Genomic DNA, 17624 nt, shown 5'->3' on the forward strand with positions numbered 1-17624 from the left:
CCGTGGCCCGGACACCCTCGGTTCGATGAGGATGTCCGCGCAGGTCACAGCCATGATCGGCCGACCGGGATCAGTTCAGCTCGTTGATCCGGATCAGGTTGCCCGCCGGATCGCGGAAGGCGGCGTCGCGCACCCCGTACGGCTGCTCGGTCGGCTCCTGCACCACGTCGGCGCCGCCGGCCTGCAACCGGTCGAAGGCGTCGTCGAGGTCCGGCACGGCCAGGGTGATGCGCGCGTAGGTGCCCTTGGCCATCATCTCGGTGATGGTGCCGCGCTCGGCCTCGGTGACGCCCGGATCGGCGGCCGGCGGGTACAGCACGATCGAGGTGCCGGGCTGCCCCGCCGGGCCGACGGTGATCCAGTGCATGCCGTTGTAACCGACGTCGTTGCGTACCTCGAAGCCGAGCAGATCCCGGTAGAAGGCCAGCGTGGCCTGCGGGTCGTCGTGCGGGAGGAAGGTCGATGCGATCGTGATGTCCATGCGGATCACGCTAGGCGCGACCGTCCGACCTGTGCTTCTCGATTCCTGATCGGTTCCGGACGCCCGGGTCGGCTCACGAGCGGGGCCGATGCGGCGCACCGGCCCCGCTCGCCGGCCCGGGAACCCGTCAGGCGTCCCGCACCGGCCGATAGGTGCGCAGCGCGAGGGTCGTCCCGATCGCGCGGGACGCGACGAGGTTCAGCGGCCGCATCGCGGGCCCGATCTCGTCGAACAGCCGCGCGCCGGACCCGAGCAGGTACGGGAAGGTGGTCAGCCGCAGTTCGTCGACGAGGTCGTGTGCCAGCAGCGCCTGCACCAGCAGGCGGCTGCCGTAGACCACGACCTCCCCGTCGACCCTCGCCTTCAGGGCCGAAACCTCCTCCACCACATCACCTTTCACCACCTCCACCTGGTTCCAGTCGGGCCCGTCGAGGGCCGCGGAGGCCACCACGTACTTGGGCAGCGCCCGCAACCGGTCGGCCCAGTCGCCCGGTCGCGGCGCCCATCGGGTCGCGAACCACTCGTAGGTGCGCCGGCCCAGCAGCAGCGCCGCCGCGTTGCGAGCCTCCTCGTGTTCGATCGCGGACCACTGTTCCCGGTCGGCTCCGGTGAAATGGTTGAACCAGCCACCGAGGGTGAAGCCCTCCTCACCGGTCGGGTCCTGCACCACCCCGTCGAGGGTGATGTTCTCGCTGACGACGATCGTGCCCATGCCGATCTCTCCTTCATCGTTGTGGTCGGCCTACGACGGGGTAGAAACCGGGGAGCCGGAGAACTGGTCGGCACGGGACCGACCGATTCGGGCCGCGCCCGGTGTCCATATCGCGGACGGGGACCGACGAGGTGGAAGAGGTGACGCACAGGTGATGACCGGCGAACTGATGGCACGGGCACGGGCCGGTGACGGCGACGCGTTCCGGCAGTTGACGCAGCCGTTCCGGCGGGAACTCCAGGTGCACTGCTATCGCATGCTCGGGTCCTTCCAGGACGCGGAGGACGCGTTGCAGGACACGCTGCTGGCGGCGTGGCAGGCGCTGGACGGATTCCAGGAGCGCGCCTCGGTGCGCACCTGGCTCTACCGGATCGCCACCAACCGGTGCCTGAACCTCCGGCGCACCGCGAGCCGCCGGCCCGCCAAGCAGTGGGACATCCCGCAGGTCGAACCGCCGGAGCCGACCGGGCTCGGCGAAATCGTCTGGCTGCAACCGTTTCCCGACACGATGCTGGCGGGACCGGAGGCCGGGTACGAGCAGCGCGAGGCCGTGTCGCTGGCCTTCGTGACCGCTCTCCAGTTGCTGCCGCCCCGCCAGGTCGCGGTGCTGATCCTGCGCGACGTGCTCGACTTCCAGGCCGCCGAGGTCGCCGACATGCTGGATGCCACCGTGGATTCCGTGCACAGCGCGCTGAAACGCGCCCGTGCCGGGCTGCGGCAACGGCTGCGGGAATCCGATCCGCCACCGCCGGACTCGCCCGCCGAGCGCGCGATCGTCGCGGCGTTCACCCGAGCCTGGACGGCCGCCGATCTGACCGCCCTGGTGGAGTTGCTCACCGACGACGTGTTCATCTCGATGCCGCCGATGCCGCTGGAATACGAGGGCCGCGAGGTCGCCGCTCGTTTCTGCGCCGCGATCCTGGCCGGGGGGCGCAGATTCGATCTGGTGCCGACCCGCGCCAACGGTCAGCCCGCCTTCGGCACCTACCTGCGCGGGGCCGACGGCCTCGGCCACGGCACCGGGCTGTACGTGCTGACGCTGTCCGGTGATCGGATCAGCGCGATGACCCGCTTCGAGAACTCCGCGCTGGCCTGGTTCGGGCTGCCGCGCTCGTTGCCGAACCGGTGACGGTCAGCCGCGGCCGTGCCGCAGCTCGTAGGCGGCGCGCTCGGCCGCGGCGCGCTGCCGCTCGCCGGCGTCGGCCAGGGCCGGGTCCAGGCCGTGCTTCACCAGGCGGGCGCGGCGGTACACGTACATCAGCGCGATGGTGAAGTAGATCAGCGGGATGTACAGCAGCGCCATCATCGCCAGACCCATCCAGAGCGGGCCGGGGACCAGCAGGAACAGGCACAGCACCGGCAGCACCGGCACCATGAACCGGAGCAGGTAGCGGCGGGCGGCGCCGGGGCCGGTCAGGTCGCGGACGACCCATTCCGACATCGACGGTGGCAGCGTGGCCCCGAGGACGTAACGCATCCGCTGCATCGGGGTCGGGATCGGACCAGTCATCTCCACTCCTGGGTGTGCGACACCGGAAGTTCCACGGCCCCGGCGGTTTCGCGGTCGGCGGCGGCGCGCAATGCCGCCTGGTTGACGCGGGTGAGCACCTCGCGCAGTTCCTCGAGATCGGCGACGCCCACCCCGAGCCGCGCCACCACGGCGGGCGGAATCCGTTCCGCCTGGTGCCGCAACGCGCGGCCCGCGGCGGTGAGATCGATCATCAGGGTGCGCTCGTCGCGCGGATCACGTTGCCGCGTGAGGTATCCCGCGGATTCCAGGCGCTTCAGCAGCGGGGACAGCGTCGGGGAATCCAGCTGGATCGCCTCGGCGATGGCCTTGACCGACATCGGCGCCTCACCCCACAGCGCCAGCATGACCAGATATTGCGGGTGCGTGAGCCCCATCGGCTCCAGCAGCGGCCGGTACGCCGCCAGCACCGACCGATTGGCCACCGCCAGCGCGAAACACACCTGCTGCTCCAGCCGCAGCGGATCGTCGCCGTCCATCCGCACCTCCCGTCGTCCACAACACGGTACCGCACTAATAGTTAACGCACAAACTATTAGCGCCCACCAGAGTCGTGGATCGGCCGATGCGGCGACGGCCCGCCCGGTCCGCCGGCACCCGCACCGGGCCCGACCGTGGCACCGAGCACCCTGTCGCCGTTGATATCTCGGCGGTGCGACCACGACGCGGCCGGCCGAACGAGCCCCTTCCCACTACCGGACTCGTTCGGCCGAGCCGATCAGTTCGCCGGATGCGCGCAGCAGTCGGTGGGCTGCTCGCGCGGGGTGATGCCGGTGTCGGCGGCGCCGGTGATCTGATCCATCCATCCCGAGGCGGGCGGCTCGGCGGTGGTGTACTCGTCGTGCCAGTTCCACCATTCGTACGGCGGGGTCTGCGGATAGCCCGCGGGCGAATCCTCCCAGCTCTCCTGCCGCCCGAGCGCGGTGATGTCGAGGTAGTCCCAGGTCCCGCCCATGGCCTCGTCGCCGCGGCTGTTGACGAAATAGGTGCGGTACACGGTGCCGCCGTCGTGGATGAACGCGTTGGTGCCGTGCCATTCGTCGACCCCGAAGTCGGCGTCGAACTCGTCGGTGAGGGTGTACCACGGCATGGTCCACCCCATCCGGCCCTTCACCCGCTCGATATCCGATTGCGGTGCGCGCGAAGCGAATACCAGAGTGGTGTCGCGCGCGTTGAGGTGCGCGACATGGGCCACCTGATCGGCGATCATCGAGCAGCCGCGGCACGGATGCTCCGGCCACCCGAACACGCCCGGTTCGAAGAAGGCCCGGTAGACGATCAGCTGCCGCCGGCCCTGGAACAGGTCCGGCAGGCTCACCGTACCTTCGGGCCCCTGGAACACGTACGGCTTCTCGATCGCCAGCCACGGCATACGCCGGCGCTCGGCGGCCAGCGCGTCCCGGGCCCGGGTCATCTCCTTCTCCTTGTCCAGCAACTGCATTCGCGCCGCCTCCCATGCGGGCCGGTCGACGATCCGAGAAGTGTTCACGGTCGTTCCTCCTGATGTTGAGCCGATGGCCGCGCTCGGTCGAGATGGTTCCGCAACGCCCCGAGCGGGCCGTCCCAGTCGCGCGCCAGCGCGGCCAGGAATTGTTGCGCCACTTGCATCGGCGCGGAGTGCACCCGGTACCGGACCCGGCGCCGCTCCCCCGGCTCCGCGATCACCAGACCCGCCTCGGACAACAGCGTGAGGTGCTTGGTGATCGCCTGTCGGGAGATCGGCAGCCGGGCCGCCAGATCCGTTGCCGTGGAAGGACCCTCGGCCGCGAGCGAGCCGAGGATCGCGCGGCGGCTGGGGTCGGCCAGGGCGACGAAGACCTGTTCGGCGATGGCCTCGGCGTCAGGCCGCATCGAGATGGGCGGCCAGCTTGCCGAGTTCCTGCCGCCAGCCCTGGGTGTTGGAATCGTGGGCCTTCTCGTACTCGCCCTCGGGCAACTGTGCGAACCCGGATTCCACGACCGTCAACCGGGTGCCCGCGGCGACCGGTTCGAGGGTGAACTCCACATAGGTCCGCCGCGGATCGTCGTCGGCCAGCCCGGCGATCTGCCAGGTGTAGCCGAACACCCGCGGCTCCTCCACCCGCTCCACCCGCATCCGCACGGCGAAGCCCTCCTTCCAGGCCACCCGGGCGGGCCCGCCGGGCCGCAGCTCGATCTCCGCCTCATCGCCGAACCAGGTACCCAGCCCCTCGGCCGTGGTCAGCGCCGTCCACACCGCGGCCGGCGGATGCGCCAGCTCCACGGTCCGCTCGATCCGATCGGGAAAACCCATGACAACCTCCAGCGAGTAGCAACCATGCGGTTGCGATACTATTGCAACCGATGGGTTGCGTCAACGAGCCCTGGACGGTCGAACGGCCGGTGCCGAGCCGGGATTCGCGAGCGATACGGTCAGCCGGCCGCGCCGACGAGGCCCGCCCGGTCCCGCGCGTAGCCGATCACCTGTTCGGCGTAGGCCGCGGCGTCCGGATCCGCGAAACAGCGGCGCAACCGGTCGAAAGCCTCGTCGAGGTGCGGGCTCGGGCCGTGATCGGCGAGCAGGATCGCGATCGCCTCCTCCCAGGCGCCGGGCCGGGGCTCGGGGGCGGCGAGCAGTTCGTCCAGATAGCGGCCGGGTTCCAGCAGGCGTAGGGCGCGACGGGCATAGGCGTGCACCCGCCGGGGTAGCTCGGCGCGGATCGCGTCGATATCGGCCTGGAGCACGTGCTGCCCGCCCTGCTCCTGATCCAGCCGCACCGACCACAGGCCGGTGAGCTCGGCGGCCAGGCCGTCGTCGGTGAGCAGGCCGGGACCGGTGGCCTGCTCGAACGGCGTGGGCGGCAGATCCCGCTGCGCGTTGCGCCAGTTGCAGAACTCCCACCACGCGGTCGGGGTGGCGCCCAGGGTCAGTCCGAATTCCAGTACCTGCTGCCCGGCCCGCCAGGTCCGGAACGTGCGGGTGCGCCCGACGCAGGCCAGGCCGCCGGGCTCCGGCCGCACCCAGGCGGGTTCGCCGCCGTGGAACCCGTACGGCTGCAACAGCTTCTCCAGTTCGCGCGTGACGCGGCGCAGTGCCGACTCCGGTCTGACCATCCCCGCAGATTAGCGGCGGCGACCGACAGGATGCCGCAACGGCTCGGCGACCACCCGGCATATTATTCACCTATCGGGAAAAATTTACCGAAACGCCCGCGCCCGGTTCCGCGGCAGGTGTAAGCAGGAAGCCGAACCGGCAGGCACCGGAGCACAGCCGGACCGGAAGTGAACGAGGTTTTCGATGCCATCGACCCCCTATCGCGTCGTGCAGTGGACGACCGGCAACGTCGGCAAGAGTTCCGTGCAGGCGCTGGCCGCGCATCCGGACATCGAGCTGATCGGCTGCTTCGCCTGGTCGCCGGACAAGGTCGGCCGCGACGTGGGCGAACTGGCCGGGGGCGAGCCGGTCGGGGTCGCCGCCACCGACGACGTCGACGCGCTGCTGGCGCTGAAACCGGACTGTGTCGTCTACAACCCGATGTGGTCGAACGTCGACGAACTGGTCCGGATCCTGTCCTCCGGGGCCAATGTCGTCACCACCGCGGCCTTCATCACCGGCCACAACCTGGGGCCGGACCGGGAGCGGATCCAGCAGGCGTGCCGGTTCGGCGGGGCGACCATCTTCGGCTCCGGCAGCAGCCCCGGCTTCGCCGAACTGCTGGCGATCGTCTCGGCCAACGCCTGCAACCGGATCGACAAGGTCACCATCGCCGAATCCGCCGACACCACCTTCTACGACTCCCCCGAGACCGAGAAGCCGGTGGGCTTCGGCCGGCCGATCGACGATCCGGGCCTGCAGGAGGCGGCCGCGACGGGCACCGCGGTCTTCGCCGAGGCGGTGCACCTGGTGGCCGACGCGCTCGGCGTCGAACTGGACGAGGTCCGCTGCGTGGCCGAATTCGCCCAGACCACGGCCGATCTCGATCTCGGCTCGTGGACCATCGGAAAGGGCTGTGTCGCCGGCACATTCATCAGCTGGCAGGGCGTCGCCGGCGGCGAGACGGTGATCGACCTCAACTTCCGCTGGCGCAAGGGCCAGACGCTGGAACCGGATTGGAAGCTCGACGGCGACGGCTGGAAGATCACCATCGCCGGCCTGCCGACGGTGACCACGACCGTCGGCTTCCTCCCGCCGCCGGACTTCCAGGCCCAGAGCATCGCCGATTTCATGGTGCTCGGCCACGTCCTGACGGCGCTGCCGCCGATCCACGCCATTCCGGCGGTGGTGACCGCCGCGCCGGGCATCGCGACCTACGCCGACCTGCCGCTGCCGCTGCCACGCGGAATCCTGCGGCAGCGCTGAACCGTACGGTCCGTAGGCTGAGCGGGTGAGCGGCGGACATCGACTCGGCACCGGCCCGGAGGCGGTCGACGGCCCCCGGGGCCGGGGCCGGCCCAGCAAGATCAATCGGGACCTGATCGTCGCGGCCGCCCGGACGCTGGCCCCGGAGAAGCTCACCATGCAGGCCGTCGCCGACGCGCTCGGAGTCGACCGCAAGGCGCTGAACTACTACGTCAGCGATCGGGACGGCCTGCTCGAACTGGTCGCGCTGGACGCCTTCGAATCCGAGTTCCGCCGCGTCGACCTGCCCGCGCACGCCGACTGGCGGCAGGTGCTGCGCTCCTGCGCGACGGCGATGAAGGAGGCGTTCACCCGCGTCGGTGTGCTCATCTCCTATGTGCGGTTCGACGGCGTCACCGATACCACGGTGCTCGCGGTGATCGAGCGGATCCTCGAATCCCTGGTCACCGCGGGCCTCGGCGTGGACGACGCCGGCCGGGCCATCACCCTGGTGTCCGGCGTCGCCCACTCCGCGGCCCGCGAGACGACCGCCGTCGCCGCCGGCCGCACCGACCCGCAGGCCGAGAACGTCGCGCACGCGCTGGAAACCGGCCCGCCGCAACGGTTCCCCCTGCTGCGGCGGCTGGCCGCCGATCGCCGTTCGGCACACCGCCCGGACGAGCAGTTCCGCTTCGACGTCGAACTGATCATCGCGGGCCTGGAACGGCGACTGGCCGCGGGCGACTGAGACCCGCCGCGGCGCCCGAGATCCGGTCCGGGCCGCTTCGACGCGACGGGCACGGCCCGAGCGCGCTCGGCGGCCGGGTCGTGACCGCGCAGCGGCGACCGCCCGGCTCATGGACGGTCGTCGGGCCGGGCGAACCCGCTGGGCCGTGCGAACCTGGATCCGCGGCGGGCGCGTGCGAGGATTTCGCGGCGCCGGACCGATAGCTGTGACGATGCTAGGGTGGGCGTTCTCATTGCTGACGTCGTGATCCGTTCGGGGAGCGCACATGGCCACATTGCAGGTGGATCTGGAGGTTCTGGGCAGGCTCGGCGCGGCGGTCCGCGAGTTGGCCGCGGTGACGGCGGAGCTGCGGCCGATTCCGGGCGCGGAGCCGGGGCGGGCGCTGTTGTCGGCGGCCACCGCCGCCGCGATCGAGCGGGATGTGCTGGTGGGCACGCTGATCCCGGCGGTGCGGGCGCACCTGGAGCAGGTCGCCGACGTGATGGGCCATGTGTCGCGGGAATTCGTGGCCGCGGACGAGAGCAATGCGGCAGCGATCCTCGACGAGTACCGGCGGTCCCTCGATCAGCGGGCCTGAGGCGGCATGGGAGCCGATCTGCGGGCCTGGATCCACGATTGCGATCCGGCGACGCTCACCGCGACCGCTGCCGCCTGGCGGACGTTCGGGCGCCGACTGGAGGAGCTGTCCGACGCCTACGTCGCGGCCGTCACCCGCGTCGACGGCGAATTCTGGCAGGGGCGGTGCGCCGAGACCGCGCACGAGCGCGCGAGCGCCGACCGGAAGTCGATATACGCACTGGCCGAACAGGTTTCGGCACTGGCCGACCGGACCGAGCGCGGATCCGACGAGATCGGCGCACCGCTGCGCCGGGCCCGCGGGGCCCTGCTGGAGGCCGGTATCCGCGGCTACGCCGTCGCACCCGATCTCACCCTGACCGGCCCCGCCGACGCCCGGCACCTACCGGACCTGCAAGCCGAATTGCACGATGCGGCAAGGGCTGTCGCGGCTGCGGATCGGCGGGTGCGCGACGATCTGGACCGCCGCCGCGACGAATTGCGCACCGCCCTCGATTCGCCGCTGATCCGATTCACCGACGGGGGCGCTCGCGATCCCGGCGAGGTGGCGGCCACCGATCTGGCCGCCGTCGCGAACGGCGTTGCCACCGAACAGCAATCGGCCCGGATATGCGCCGCCGCCGCCCTGCGCCCGGACCAGCTGGCCGCGCTGCGGCGCGGGGACGGCGTCGAGCTCCCGGCACCGCAGTTCGGCTATCTGCGGGGCCTGCTGCGCGCGCAGGACGACCGCACGGTGCCCGAAATCGCCGGTCTCGGTGCGGCTCTGCCCGCCGGCGCGGCCGTGCGGGTGCGTACCGCGCTGGCCGACGCCCTCCAGCTCGCGTCGAATCCGCGGATCCGCGGCGACGGCGATCGAGGGGGGATGGCACAGCTTCCCGAACGGGTCCGTGATCTGCTGGTCGACGATCCCCGGCACAGCTCGCTCGGTGGCGACTGGGTCGACGAGCAGAGTTTCGCGACGCTGTGCGATCTCGTCGGCCGCGGCGATCCGGCCCTGCGATCCGGCTCCGACCTGGATCGCGGCATCCTGAAACAGACCGCCGACATCCTGCGGATCGCCGACGCGCACCACGACGACCCGTGGTTCCGGCATGTGGACACCACCGCCGATCGCCTGCTCGGCGTGGTCGCCGGCGATCACCGCGCGATCTCCGACTTCCTCACCGGACACGGTATGGCAGCGGCCTTTCCGCCAGGGGCCCGGCACGGCACCGGTGACCAGGTGTTCGCACTGCTCGGCCATCGGTGGCCGGCCACCTCCCATCGCGTGGAGGCGCTGTTCCGGTGGATCGGCGCCGACGCGGGCGATCCGGACCCCGCCGTCGGCGGCCTCGCCGGGCGCACCGCCGACGGTCTCGCACACCTGCTGACCCGCAACGCCGATCAGCTCGCGGCGAATCTGCCCGGCCACGGCACCGCCGGACTGGGCCGGATCAATCCCGGCCTCACCCGGACGCTCGCCGAGGCGATGCGCCCCTATCTGGGAAACTTCGCCGGCGCGCCGGACAGCGTGCTCCTCAACCACAGCGCGCACGCCGTCGACACCGTCGGCACGCTGTCGAAACTGTTCGCCGTCCTGGACTCGGATCCGCAGGCGGCGCGAGTCGTCAACACCGCCGGCTCGCAGTGGGCCGACCACCTGGCCTACCAGGCCGGGCGGCACCCCGAGCTGGCCCCGTCCCTCGGCCTGCGCTGCGGGCAGCTCGGCCGCGCGATGAACGACGGCTTCCAGCAACAACTCCAGGCCGCGAGCGCCGCCCAGTTGTGGGAGTACACCGCGAGCTACAACGAGAAATCCGGGCTCGCCGATGCCGCCGCGGGCTGGTTCAGTGCGCTGCCCGGCGTGGGAGCCATCGCGGGACCACTCGCCACCAGCGCGGACGCCTGGTTCAAGATCGGCGGCCTGAACGTCCCGGGCGACCCGGCGCACCCACTGCCCGACGATGCCTTCACCGCCGAACTGAAGAAGCAGACGCAGATCCTCACCGGCAAGAGCACCCTGGAGCGGGAATACAGCCTCGCCACCGGTTTCGCGCACTCGCACCCGGACGTGTTCGCGCACTTCGACGATCATGCCTCCGGCCGGAACCTGCTGCGGGACTGGAATGCGGCCCGAGACGACCCGGACGCCTTCATCGACCGGTTCCACACCCGCCTCGACCCCGGCGACACCCTCTTCGGCAGCTTCGCCACGAATTACAACACCGGCCGGACCGGTGACGATCTCCTGACCGAGAACCCCGGCAGACCGGATCTCACGACCCGGCCGCCCCGGTGAGGACTCACAGCCGGGCGCGGCCGTGATGGTCGCGCCCGGCGTTGCGGCACTGCGTACCTCGCGTGGCAGGTGGCCGAAATGCGCTTCGGATGCCCGAACCGCTCGGCGGGTCGCATGACATGGAGCACACTCGTAGCATTTCACCGGCTGTGGATGCCGGGTGCGCACACCCCCGAGACGCTGCGATCGCTGTGGCGGGGCCCGCAATCCGAACCCGGTTTCTCCCGGCAGCGGGAGATCGCGATCGGCCGGGCCCGGGACAGTATCGCGGTGGTGACACTGGATGTCTTGCGGCGCAGATGAATACGCCGGAGTTCCCACGGTTGACGAGTCATCGGAATATCACCACCCGGTAATATGATCTCCGTCCTCCGGATTGACGTGGCTCGACAGGCGGTCGTTCAGTGTCCGAGAATGACGAGGATCCGGCACTGCCACAGCAGGATCCGAATGCTCCCGCGAATCCGATCGCGGGCGTGCTGCCCATGGTGGGCGCGATGTTGCGCGGCATCACCGGTAACGATCCGTCCGGCCCGCTGGCCCAGGTGCCGGACACCTTGCAGCAGTTGGCCTCGACCTACGGCACCGGCGCCGCCGAGCCACCGCCGGTGGCGCAAACCCCACCGGCGCCGGATATTCGCGTGGTCAGCACCGATGCCGCGGCCGGCACCACGCCGGACTCGGTCGCCGCCGCGCAGGCCGGGCACAGCGACACCGCCGGTTCGTTCGGCGCCATCGACGATCGGCTCTCGAACCAGCTCGACGGCCTGGCCGACCACAGCAACACCGGCAAGACCGCCATGGACGACCTGGTGCGCAACCTCACCGACCAGCTGACCCGGCTCGGCGTGACCGCCGACACTCCCGCCGGTCGGCAGCAGATGCAGGACGTCCTCGGCACCGCCTTGCAGAACGCCCAGAATCTGGTGTCCGGCTCCAGCGACGCGATGGCGCAGGCCGCGGCCGCCATCGACAAGCTGGCCGACGAATTCCTGCACGGCCACGGCGATCACGACAATGCCCCGGCGCCGGATCCCGCGACCACCGCGCCCCCGCCGGACAGCGCGCCGAGCCCGCAGGACACCCCAGCCGGCAAGGCGGTGCAGGCGGCGCTGACCGAGGTCGGCAAGCCGTACGTGTACGGGGCCACGGGCCCCAATTCCTTCGATTGTTCCGGGCTCACGCACTATGCCGCCGACGCCGCCGGAATCGACATCCCGCGCACCGCCGCCGACCAGTACCAGCAGCTGGACAAGATCGCGACCGACTCGATCCGGCCCGGCGATCTGATCTTCCCGGCCGCGGAATTCAACGGCGGCTATCCCACCCACGTCATGCTCTACATCGGCGACGACCAGTGCGTCGAGGCGCCGACCGCGGGCCAGAGCGTGCACGTGGTCGGGCTACCGGCGAACTTTCACGCCTCGCGCTGGGCGACCTGATCGGTGGCCCGCGCCGCCGCGAGCACCATGTCGACCACGGAGTCGGCGTAGCTGCCGCGCACCGGCTTGCGCTCGAAATGGGCGCGGTAGATCACCGGGGCCATCAGCAGGTCGATCATCAGGCCGAGATCGGCGGCAGCGGGCAGTTCGCCGCGTTCGATACCCCGGTGCAGCACCTGCTCATATTTGTCCCGCGCGTCGGCCATCGACTTCTTCCGCAGCGCCTCGAGTTCGGGATCGCGGGTGGCGGCGTCGACGAACGACGCGAACACCCGGCCGCTGTCGCGGCTGGACACATAGGCCGCCAGTTGCCGCAGCAATGTCAGCAGATCAGTGCGCAGCGAGCCGGAATCCGGATCCACCAGCGGCCGCTGCAACGAGGTGATCGCCGCGTGCACCAGCTGCGCCCGGGAACCCCAGCGGCGGTATATGGTCGCCTTGCTCACCCCGGCCGTCGCGGCTACGGTGTCCACGGCCAGACCGTCGACACCGTGTTCGGCCAGAATGTCGATCGTCGCACGCAGAATCAATTCCTCCGACGCGAGCGGACGCGGCACGGGCGCTCCTTCCGATGGAATCGGCCGACTACGGCAAATGAAACGAAACTGTCTCGTTTATTGTAGGGGATCATCCGGTGCCAACCGGGTGAGCTTCGCCATTCCGTTCCGGCCCAGCCGAATCCGCCCGAACCCGGCGGGCCGCGCTGATACGGTGCCGGGATGGATCTCGGGCTCACGGGCGCGACGGCGGTCGTGCAGGGCGGCACACAGGGTATGGGACTCGCCGCGGCGGAATGCTTCGCCGCCGACGGCGCGAAGGTGGCGGTGCTGGCCCGTACCCCGGCGACCCTGGACAAGACCGTCGGCCGGCTGCTCGAACTCGGCGCGGCCGACGCGGTCGCCCTGCGCGCCGACATCACCCGCCCGGCGGAGGTGACCGCCGCCTTCGACACCGTGCGCGACCGCTGGGGTGAGCTCAACATCCTGGTCAACGCCGCCGGACCGCAGACCGGCGGCGGCTTCGAGGATCTCACCGACGAGGATTGGCTGGCCGCCATCGACCTCGGGGTGCTGGGCATGGTCCGCTGTGTCCGGGCCGCGCTGCCGTTGCTGCGGAACGCGCAATGGGCACGGATCGTGAACATCTCGGCGCATTCCACCAAGCGGCAGACCGAATCGCTGATCGCCTACACCGCCGCGAAGGCGATGGTCACCAGCATCACCAAGAACCTCTCGCTGACGCTGGCGAAGGACGAGATCCTGGTCAACACCGTGTCACCCGGCAGTTTCGCCTCCGAGGGCCTGCAACGCTGGGCGCGCGGCGTCGGCATCGACCCGACCGATCTGCGCGCGGTGATGCGCGGGATCGCCGAGAACTTCGGCCACCCCGCACATCTGCCGCGGGCGGGTGCACCCGCCGAGATCGGCGCGGTCATCGCATTCACCGCGTCGCGCCGCAACACCTACATGACCGGAGCCGACATCAACGTCGACGGCGGCTCCGACTTCTGCTGACCGGCAGTGACTTCTGCTGATCGGCTGCGACTCTCGCCCGGCGGCAACGCCGTTCAGCGGCGCGCGGCCGGCTCCAGTTGCGGCGCACCGCGCAACGCCGAAGCCAGCGCGGCGATCAGCGTCATGATCGCCGCCGCCCCGAACACCACCAGCAGGCCGTGATGGAACGGGCCGGACACCAGCGCCGGGAAGAACCGCTTGCCGGTGAGGATGTCGACATCGGCGGCGGGCAGCGTCCGCAGCACGCCGGAGGAACCGAGCAGGTGAGCGATCGGATTGTTGCCGAGGAAGGTGGAGAACAACGTGCTCACCGGCGGCAGCGCGGCGACCTGGGCGGCGGTGTCGGCGGGCACGCCGTGGTCGCGCAGCCCCGCCGACAACGTCCCCGGCAGGGTGCCCGCCAGGCCCGTGATCATCAGCGAGAACGCCAGCCCGATCGACATGGCGGTACCGGAGTTCTGGAAGGTGGCCCGCATCCCCGAGGCGACACCGCGGTATTCGGGCGCGACGCTGCCCATGATCGCGGAGGTGTTGGGCGCGGCGAACATGCCCTGCCCGAGCCCGGACAGCAACAGCACCGCAGCGAAGACCGGGTAGGGGAAGTCCACCGGCAGCGACAGCAGGCCGACGAAGGCCGCCGCCATCAGCAGCAGGCCGCTGGTCGCGAACAGCCTGGCGCCGTACCGATCGGACAGCCAGCCGGAGATCGGCCCGCCGAGCAGGAATCCGAAAGTCAAGGGCAGCATGAAGATTCCAGCCCAGAGCGGGGTGTCCTCGTAGTCGTAACCGTGCAGCGGCAGCCAGATGCCCTGCAACCACATGATCAGCATGAATTGCAGGCTGCCGCGCGAGATCGAGGTGAGCAGCGCCGCAAGGTTTCCCGCGGCGAACGCGCGCACCCGGAACAGCGCCAGCCGGAACATCGGCTCGGCGACCCGGGTTTCGACGACGCGGAACACGATCAGCATCGCCGCACCGCCGATCAGGGCGGCGAGCACGTAAGGATTGGTCCAGCCGGTGGAATGCCCGCCGTAGGGCTGGATGCCGTAGGTGATTCCGACCAGCAGCGCACCGGTTCCGGCGGTGAAGGTGACGTTGCCGGCCCAGTCGATGCGGCCGGGACGGCGCTCACCGATCTCCCGCAGGCTGCGGTACGACCACACGGTGCCGATCACGCCGATGGGCACGCTGACCCAGAACACCGCCCGCCAGTCGATCGCCGCCAGCACGCCACCGAGCAGCAGCCCGAGGAACTGCCCGGCCAGCGCGGTGATCTGGTTGATGCCCAACGCCATTCCGCGCTGCCGAGCCGGAAAGGCATCGGTCAGGATGGCCGCCGAGTTCGCGGTCAGCATCGCCCCGCCGAAGGCCTGCACGATGCGGAAACCGATGAGCCACAAGGCCCCGTGCGCTCCGCTGAACGGATCCAGCGACAGCACCAGCGAAGCCAGCGCGAAGATGCTGAATCCCATGTTGTACATGCGAACCCGGCCGAACATGTCGCCGAGCCGGCCGAGCACCACCACCAGCACCGCGGACACCAGCAGGTAGCCGAGCATCATCCACATCAGATAGCCGATATTGCCCGGCGCCAAGGGATCCAGGCCGATACCCCGGAAGATCGAGGGCAGTGCGATGATCACGATCGACGCGTCGACCGTCGCGATCAGCACGCCCAGCGTGGTATTGGACAGCGCCACCCATTTGTATCGATCGCCGCCGCGGCAGGTCGATACCTTCTCATCCACGATCTGCATCTGCTCACCGTCACAATCGTTCCGCGAGCCGATCCAGCAGCGGCAGGGCCGCCTCGAGGACGTGCCGTTCGGCCGCGGTGAATTCCCTCTCGATGGCGTCGGCCAGATAGCGCGCCGACTGCGAGCGCCGATCGGCGACCAGCCCGCGCCCAGGCGGACCGATCGACACCACGGCGCGGCGACCGTCCGATTCATCCGGCCGCCGGGTGATCAGGCCGCGCTCCTCGAGCGTGGCCAGCGTCACCGCCATGGCCTGCGGCCGGACCCCTTCGGCCGCCGCCAGGGCGGTGGGAGAACTCGAGCCCTCCCGGTCCAGCCGTGCCAGCACCGACAGCTCGGACAGCGCCAAACCACTGGCGCCGGCCTTGGCCTGCCGCAACTTGCGAGTGATCCGCCCGACGGCCAGCCGCAACCGCGCCGCGGTCGCACCGGCATCCCACTCGGATCCACTCGTTACCACGGGTACTAACAATAGATTAATAAACTCGATGTAACTACCCTCGGTAATGATCTGCCCGATCGGCCGGCGCTCGCGCTATCGGTCGACGACGGTGAGGGTCTCGGCGAGCGGCGCGCGATCCACGCGCGCACCGGCGACGGCACGGTCCTCGTATCCGATGGCCATGCCGCAGAACAGGATCGAATCCGGCGGCGGCGACACGACCGCGGCGACCGTGCCGTGATAGACCGACCACGCCATCTGCGGGCAACTGTGCAGCCCTTCGGCCCGCAACAACAGCATCACCGTTTGCAGATACATCCCGAGATCGGCCCACTGCGGCGGCCCCATGATCCGGTCGACGTAGCAGAACAGGGCCGCGGGGGCGCCGAAGCAGTCCCAGTTCCCGGCGATGTGCGCCGTACGAGCGGCCGTGTCGTCGCGGCCGATGCCCAGTGCCCGGTAGCGCTGCGCGGCGGCCGCGGCGCGCCGCCGCGCGTAGACCGGCGGCAACTCGGCGGGATACATCCGATAGTCGGGCTCGTCGCCGGGGTCACCGGCGGCCACCCGGGCGCCGGTGCGCGCCTTCACCCGGTCCAGCGCGGTCCCGGTCACCAGATAGCCGTGCCAGGGTTGCAGATTCGCGCCCGAGGGCGCCCGCGCCGCCGCCGACAACACCCGTTCCAGCACCGCCGGCGCCACCGGCGTATCGGTGAAGGCCCGCACCGCGCGGCGTCCCGCCACCGCTGTGTACACATCCATTCGAGTAGGCTGTCCTCTCGTTCCCGTTGTCGTCCGTACCGGTTCTCCTACCGAGTCGACGTTCGGCAACAGGGAAAGGTGACCGTCATGGACCCCGAACTCGGGCAGCGGTTCGATCGGCATCGCGACCAGCTCCGCGGGGTCGCCTACCGGATGCTCGGCTCGCTCGCCGAAGCCGACGACGCCGTCCAGGAGACCTGGCTGCGGCTGGCGGCCGCCGACACCGGCCGCATCGACAACCTGCCCGCCTGGCTGACGACCGTGGTGTCACGCGTCTGCCTGGACCAGCTGCGCACCCGCCGCACCCGCCGCGAGGATCTCACCGGGCCGCCGCCCGCCGATGCCCCCGCCCCGGACCCGACCCCGGAAGACGAAGCGGTACTGGTCGATTCGGTCGGCCGCGCGCTACTGGTGGTCATGAGCCGGCTGACCCCGGACGAGCGCATCGCCTTCGTCCTGCACGACCTGTTCGCCGTCGCCTTCGACGACATCGCCCCCGTCGTCGACCGCACCCCGGCGACGACGAAGAAGCTCGCCAGCCGCGCCCGCGGCAAGGTGCGCGGCCACCCGGACATTCCCGCCACCGAACTGGCCCGGCACCGCCGGACCATCGAGCGGTTCCGCACCGCGGCCCGCACCGGCGACCTGGACGCCGTCCTGGAAGTCCTGTCCCCCACCGTGATCCGCCGTGCCGACCGATCCGCGATCGGCCCCGCCCGCCCCGCCGAGGCCCACGGCGCCACCACCGTCGCCGGCGAGATCGCGACCTTCGGCCGCACCACCCGCTTCGCGACCCCCCTGCTCGTGGACGGCACCCCCGGCCTCGCGATCGCCCCGCACGGCCGGCTGCGCCTGATCGTCCGATTCGCCTTCGACGCCGACCGGATCGCCGGATACGACCTGATCGCCGACCCCACTCACCTCCGCCGGCTGCGCCTCGCGATGCTCCCCGAGACCGGCCCGGCCTGAACCGCGAGCCACCCGCGGCCACTCGCGCGACATCATCGCGCTGCCGACGGCCGGATCGAGTCCGATCGACCACGCCGCAGGACACCTCGCCCCGGGAACCACGCCGGAGCCGGGCCGCCGG

General features: G+C 70.6%; 21 protein-coding genes. 9 read left to right on the forward strand and 12 right to left on the reverse strand.

Annotated features, from left to right (window positions below):
- Positions 1-70: 70 nt before the first annotated feature.
- Together LBW94_RS24315 and LBW94_RS24320 are read right to left on the reverse strand one after the other, a co-directional pair.
- A complete protein-coding gene (locus LBW94_RS24315) occupies positions 71-481 on the reverse strand; it encodes a VOC family protein (protein ID WP_225059044.1) in 411 nt (136 codons plus the stop codon).
- Positions 482-608: 127 nt separating this feature from the next.
- A complete protein-coding gene (locus LBW94_RS24320) occupies positions 609-1193 on the reverse strand; it encodes a dihydrofolate reductase family protein (protein WP_225059043.1) in 585 nt (194 codons plus the stop codon).
- A gap of 154 nt (positions 1194-1347) precedes the next feature.
- Between LBW94_RS24320 and LBW94_RS24325 the strand changes: the two genes are divergently transcribed.
- Positions 1348-2322: a sigma-70 family RNA polymerase sigma factor gene (locus LBW94_RS24325; protein WP_225059042.1), complete on the forward strand. Its 975-nt coding sequence runs from the start codon at positions 1348-1350 to the stop codon at positions 2320-2322.
- 3 nt (positions 2323-2325) lie between these two features.
- Here the strand turns inward: LBW94_RS24325 and LBW94_RS24330 are convergent, their stop codons facing one another.
- From LBW94_RS24330 to LBW94_RS24355, 6 genes are all read right to left on the reverse strand, one after another.
- Positions 2326-2703, reverse strand: a complete 378-nt coding sequence (locus tag LBW94_RS24330; RefSeq protein WP_225059041.1) for a DUF5313 family protein — start codon at positions 2701-2703, stop codon at positions 2326-2328.
- Complete coding sequence (locus LBW94_RS24335) at positions 2700-3200, reverse strand: MarR family winged helix-turn-helix transcriptional regulator (protein ID WP_225059040.1); 501 nt, start codon at positions 3198-3200, stop codon at positions 2700-2702. Before LBW94_RS24335 ends, LBW94_RS24330 begins: the two co-directional genes overlap by 4 nt.
- A 239-nt stretch (positions 3201-3439) precedes the next feature.
- Positions 3440-4210 (reverse strand): DUF899 domain-containing protein, encoded by a 771-nt coding sequence (locus tag LBW94_RS24340; protein WP_225059039.1) that lies wholly within the window; start codon positions 4208-4210, stop codon positions 3440-3442.
- Complete coding sequence (locus LBW94_RS24345) at positions 4207-4572, reverse strand: ArsR/SmtB family transcription factor (protein WP_225059038.1); 366 nt, start codon at positions 4570-4572, stop codon at positions 4207-4209. Before LBW94_RS24345 ends, LBW94_RS24340 begins: the two co-directional genes overlap by 4 nt.
- The gene (locus LBW94_RS24350) at positions 4562-4993 is read right to left on the reverse strand and encodes an SRPBCC domain-containing protein (protein ID WP_225059037.1); all 432 of its coding nucleotides are present in this window, start codon (positions 4991-4993) and stop codon (positions 4562-4564) included. Before LBW94_RS24350 ends, LBW94_RS24345 begins: the two co-directional genes overlap by 11 nt.
- A 119-nt stretch (positions 4994-5112) precedes the next feature.
- Positions 5113-5793, reverse strand: a complete 681-nt coding sequence (locus LBW94_RS24355; protein ID WP_225059036.1) for a hypothetical protein — start codon at positions 5791-5793, stop codon at positions 5113-5115.
- A gap of 184 nt (positions 5794-5977) precedes the next feature.
- On the opposite strand from LBW94_RS24355, the gene LBW94_RS24360 reads away from it, so the two are divergent.
- From LBW94_RS24360 to LBW94_RS24385, 6 genes are all read left to right on the forward strand, one after another.
- Entirely contained in the window at positions 5978-7039 is a 1062-nt protein-coding gene (locus LBW94_RS24360) for a dihydrodipicolinate reductase (protein WP_225059035.1), read from the forward strand.
- A gap of 25 nt (positions 7040-7064) precedes the next feature.
- Positions 7065-7766, forward strand: a complete 702-nt coding sequence (locus LBW94_RS24365) for a TetR/AcrR family transcriptional regulator C-terminal domain-containing protein (RefSeq protein WP_225059034.1) — start codon at positions 7065-7067, stop codon at positions 7764-7766.
- Between the two features lie 265 nt (positions 7767-8031).
- Entirely contained in the window at positions 8032-8343 is a 312-nt protein-coding gene (locus LBW94_RS24370) for a hypothetical protein (RefSeq protein ID WP_225059033.1), read from the forward strand.
- Positions 8344-8349: 6 nt separating this feature from the next.
- Positions 8350-10620: a hypothetical protein gene (locus LBW94_RS24375; RefSeq protein ID WP_225059032.1), complete on the forward strand. Its 2271-nt coding sequence runs from the start codon at positions 8350-8352 to the stop codon at positions 10618-10620.
- Between the two features lie 153 nt (positions 10621-10773).
- Complete coding sequence (locus tag LBW94_RS24380) at positions 10774-10923, forward strand: hypothetical protein (RefSeq protein WP_225059031.1); 150 nt, start codon at positions 10774-10776, stop codon at positions 10921-10923.
- A gap of 101 nt (positions 10924-11024) precedes the next feature.
- Positions 11025-12062 carry an NlpC/P60 family protein gene (locus tag LBW94_RS24385; RefSeq protein ID WP_225059030.1) on the forward strand — a complete coding sequence of 346 codons (1038 nt, stop codon included), beginning with the start codon at positions 11025-11027 and terminating at the stop codon, positions 12060-12062.
- Here the strand turns inward: LBW94_RS24385 and LBW94_RS24390 are convergent.
- A complete protein-coding gene (locus LBW94_RS24390) occupies positions 12038-12619 on the reverse strand; it encodes a TetR/AcrR family transcriptional regulator (RefSeq protein WP_225059029.1) in 582 nt (193 codons plus the stop codon). The genes LBW94_RS24385 and LBW94_RS24390 overlap by 25 nt on opposite strands.
- Before the next feature lie 162 nt (positions 12620-12781).
- Between LBW94_RS24390 and LBW94_RS24395 the strand changes: the two genes are divergently transcribed.
- Complete coding sequence (locus tag LBW94_RS24395; protein ID WP_225059028.1) at positions 12782-13576, forward strand: SDR family NAD(P)-dependent oxidoreductase; 795 nt, start codon at positions 12782-12784, stop codon at positions 13574-13576.
- Positions 13577-13629: 53 nt separating this feature from the next.
- Here LBW94_RS24395 and LBW94_RS24400 read toward each other — a convergent pair whose 3' ends face one another.
- The 3 genes from LBW94_RS24400 to LBW94_RS24410 form a co-directional block, all read right to left on the reverse strand.
- Positions 13630-15333 carry an MFS transporter gene (locus LBW94_RS24400; RefSeq protein WP_225059027.1) on the reverse strand — a complete coding sequence of 568 codons (1704 nt, stop codon included), beginning with the start codon at positions 15331-15333 and terminating at the stop codon, positions 13630-13632.
- A 10-nt stretch (positions 15334-15343) separates the two neighbouring features.
- The gene (locus tag LBW94_RS24405; RefSeq protein ID WP_225059026.1) at positions 15344-15793 is read right to left on the reverse strand and encodes a MarR family winged helix-turn-helix transcriptional regulator; all 450 of its coding nucleotides are present in this window, start codon (positions 15791-15793) and stop codon (positions 15344-15346) included.
- A 75-nt stretch (positions 15794-15868) separates the two neighbouring features.
- Positions 15869-16534 (reverse strand): nitroreductase, encoded by a 666-nt coding sequence (locus LBW94_RS24410; protein WP_225059025.1) that lies wholly within the window; start codon positions 16532-16534, stop codon positions 15869-15871.
- A gap of 87 nt (positions 16535-16621) precedes the next feature.
- Between LBW94_RS24410 and LBW94_RS24415 the strand changes: the two genes are divergently transcribed.
- A complete protein-coding gene (locus tag LBW94_RS24415) occupies positions 16622-17503 on the forward strand; it encodes a sigma-70 family RNA polymerase sigma factor (RefSeq protein WP_225059024.1) in 882 nt (293 codons plus the stop codon).
- Positions 17504-17624: the final 121 nt, after the last annotated feature.

It is taken from the genome of Nocardia sp. alder85J (assembly GCF_020176955.2).
Lineage (GTDB): Bacteria > Actinomycetota > Actinomycetes > Mycobacteriales > Mycobacteriaceae > Nocardia.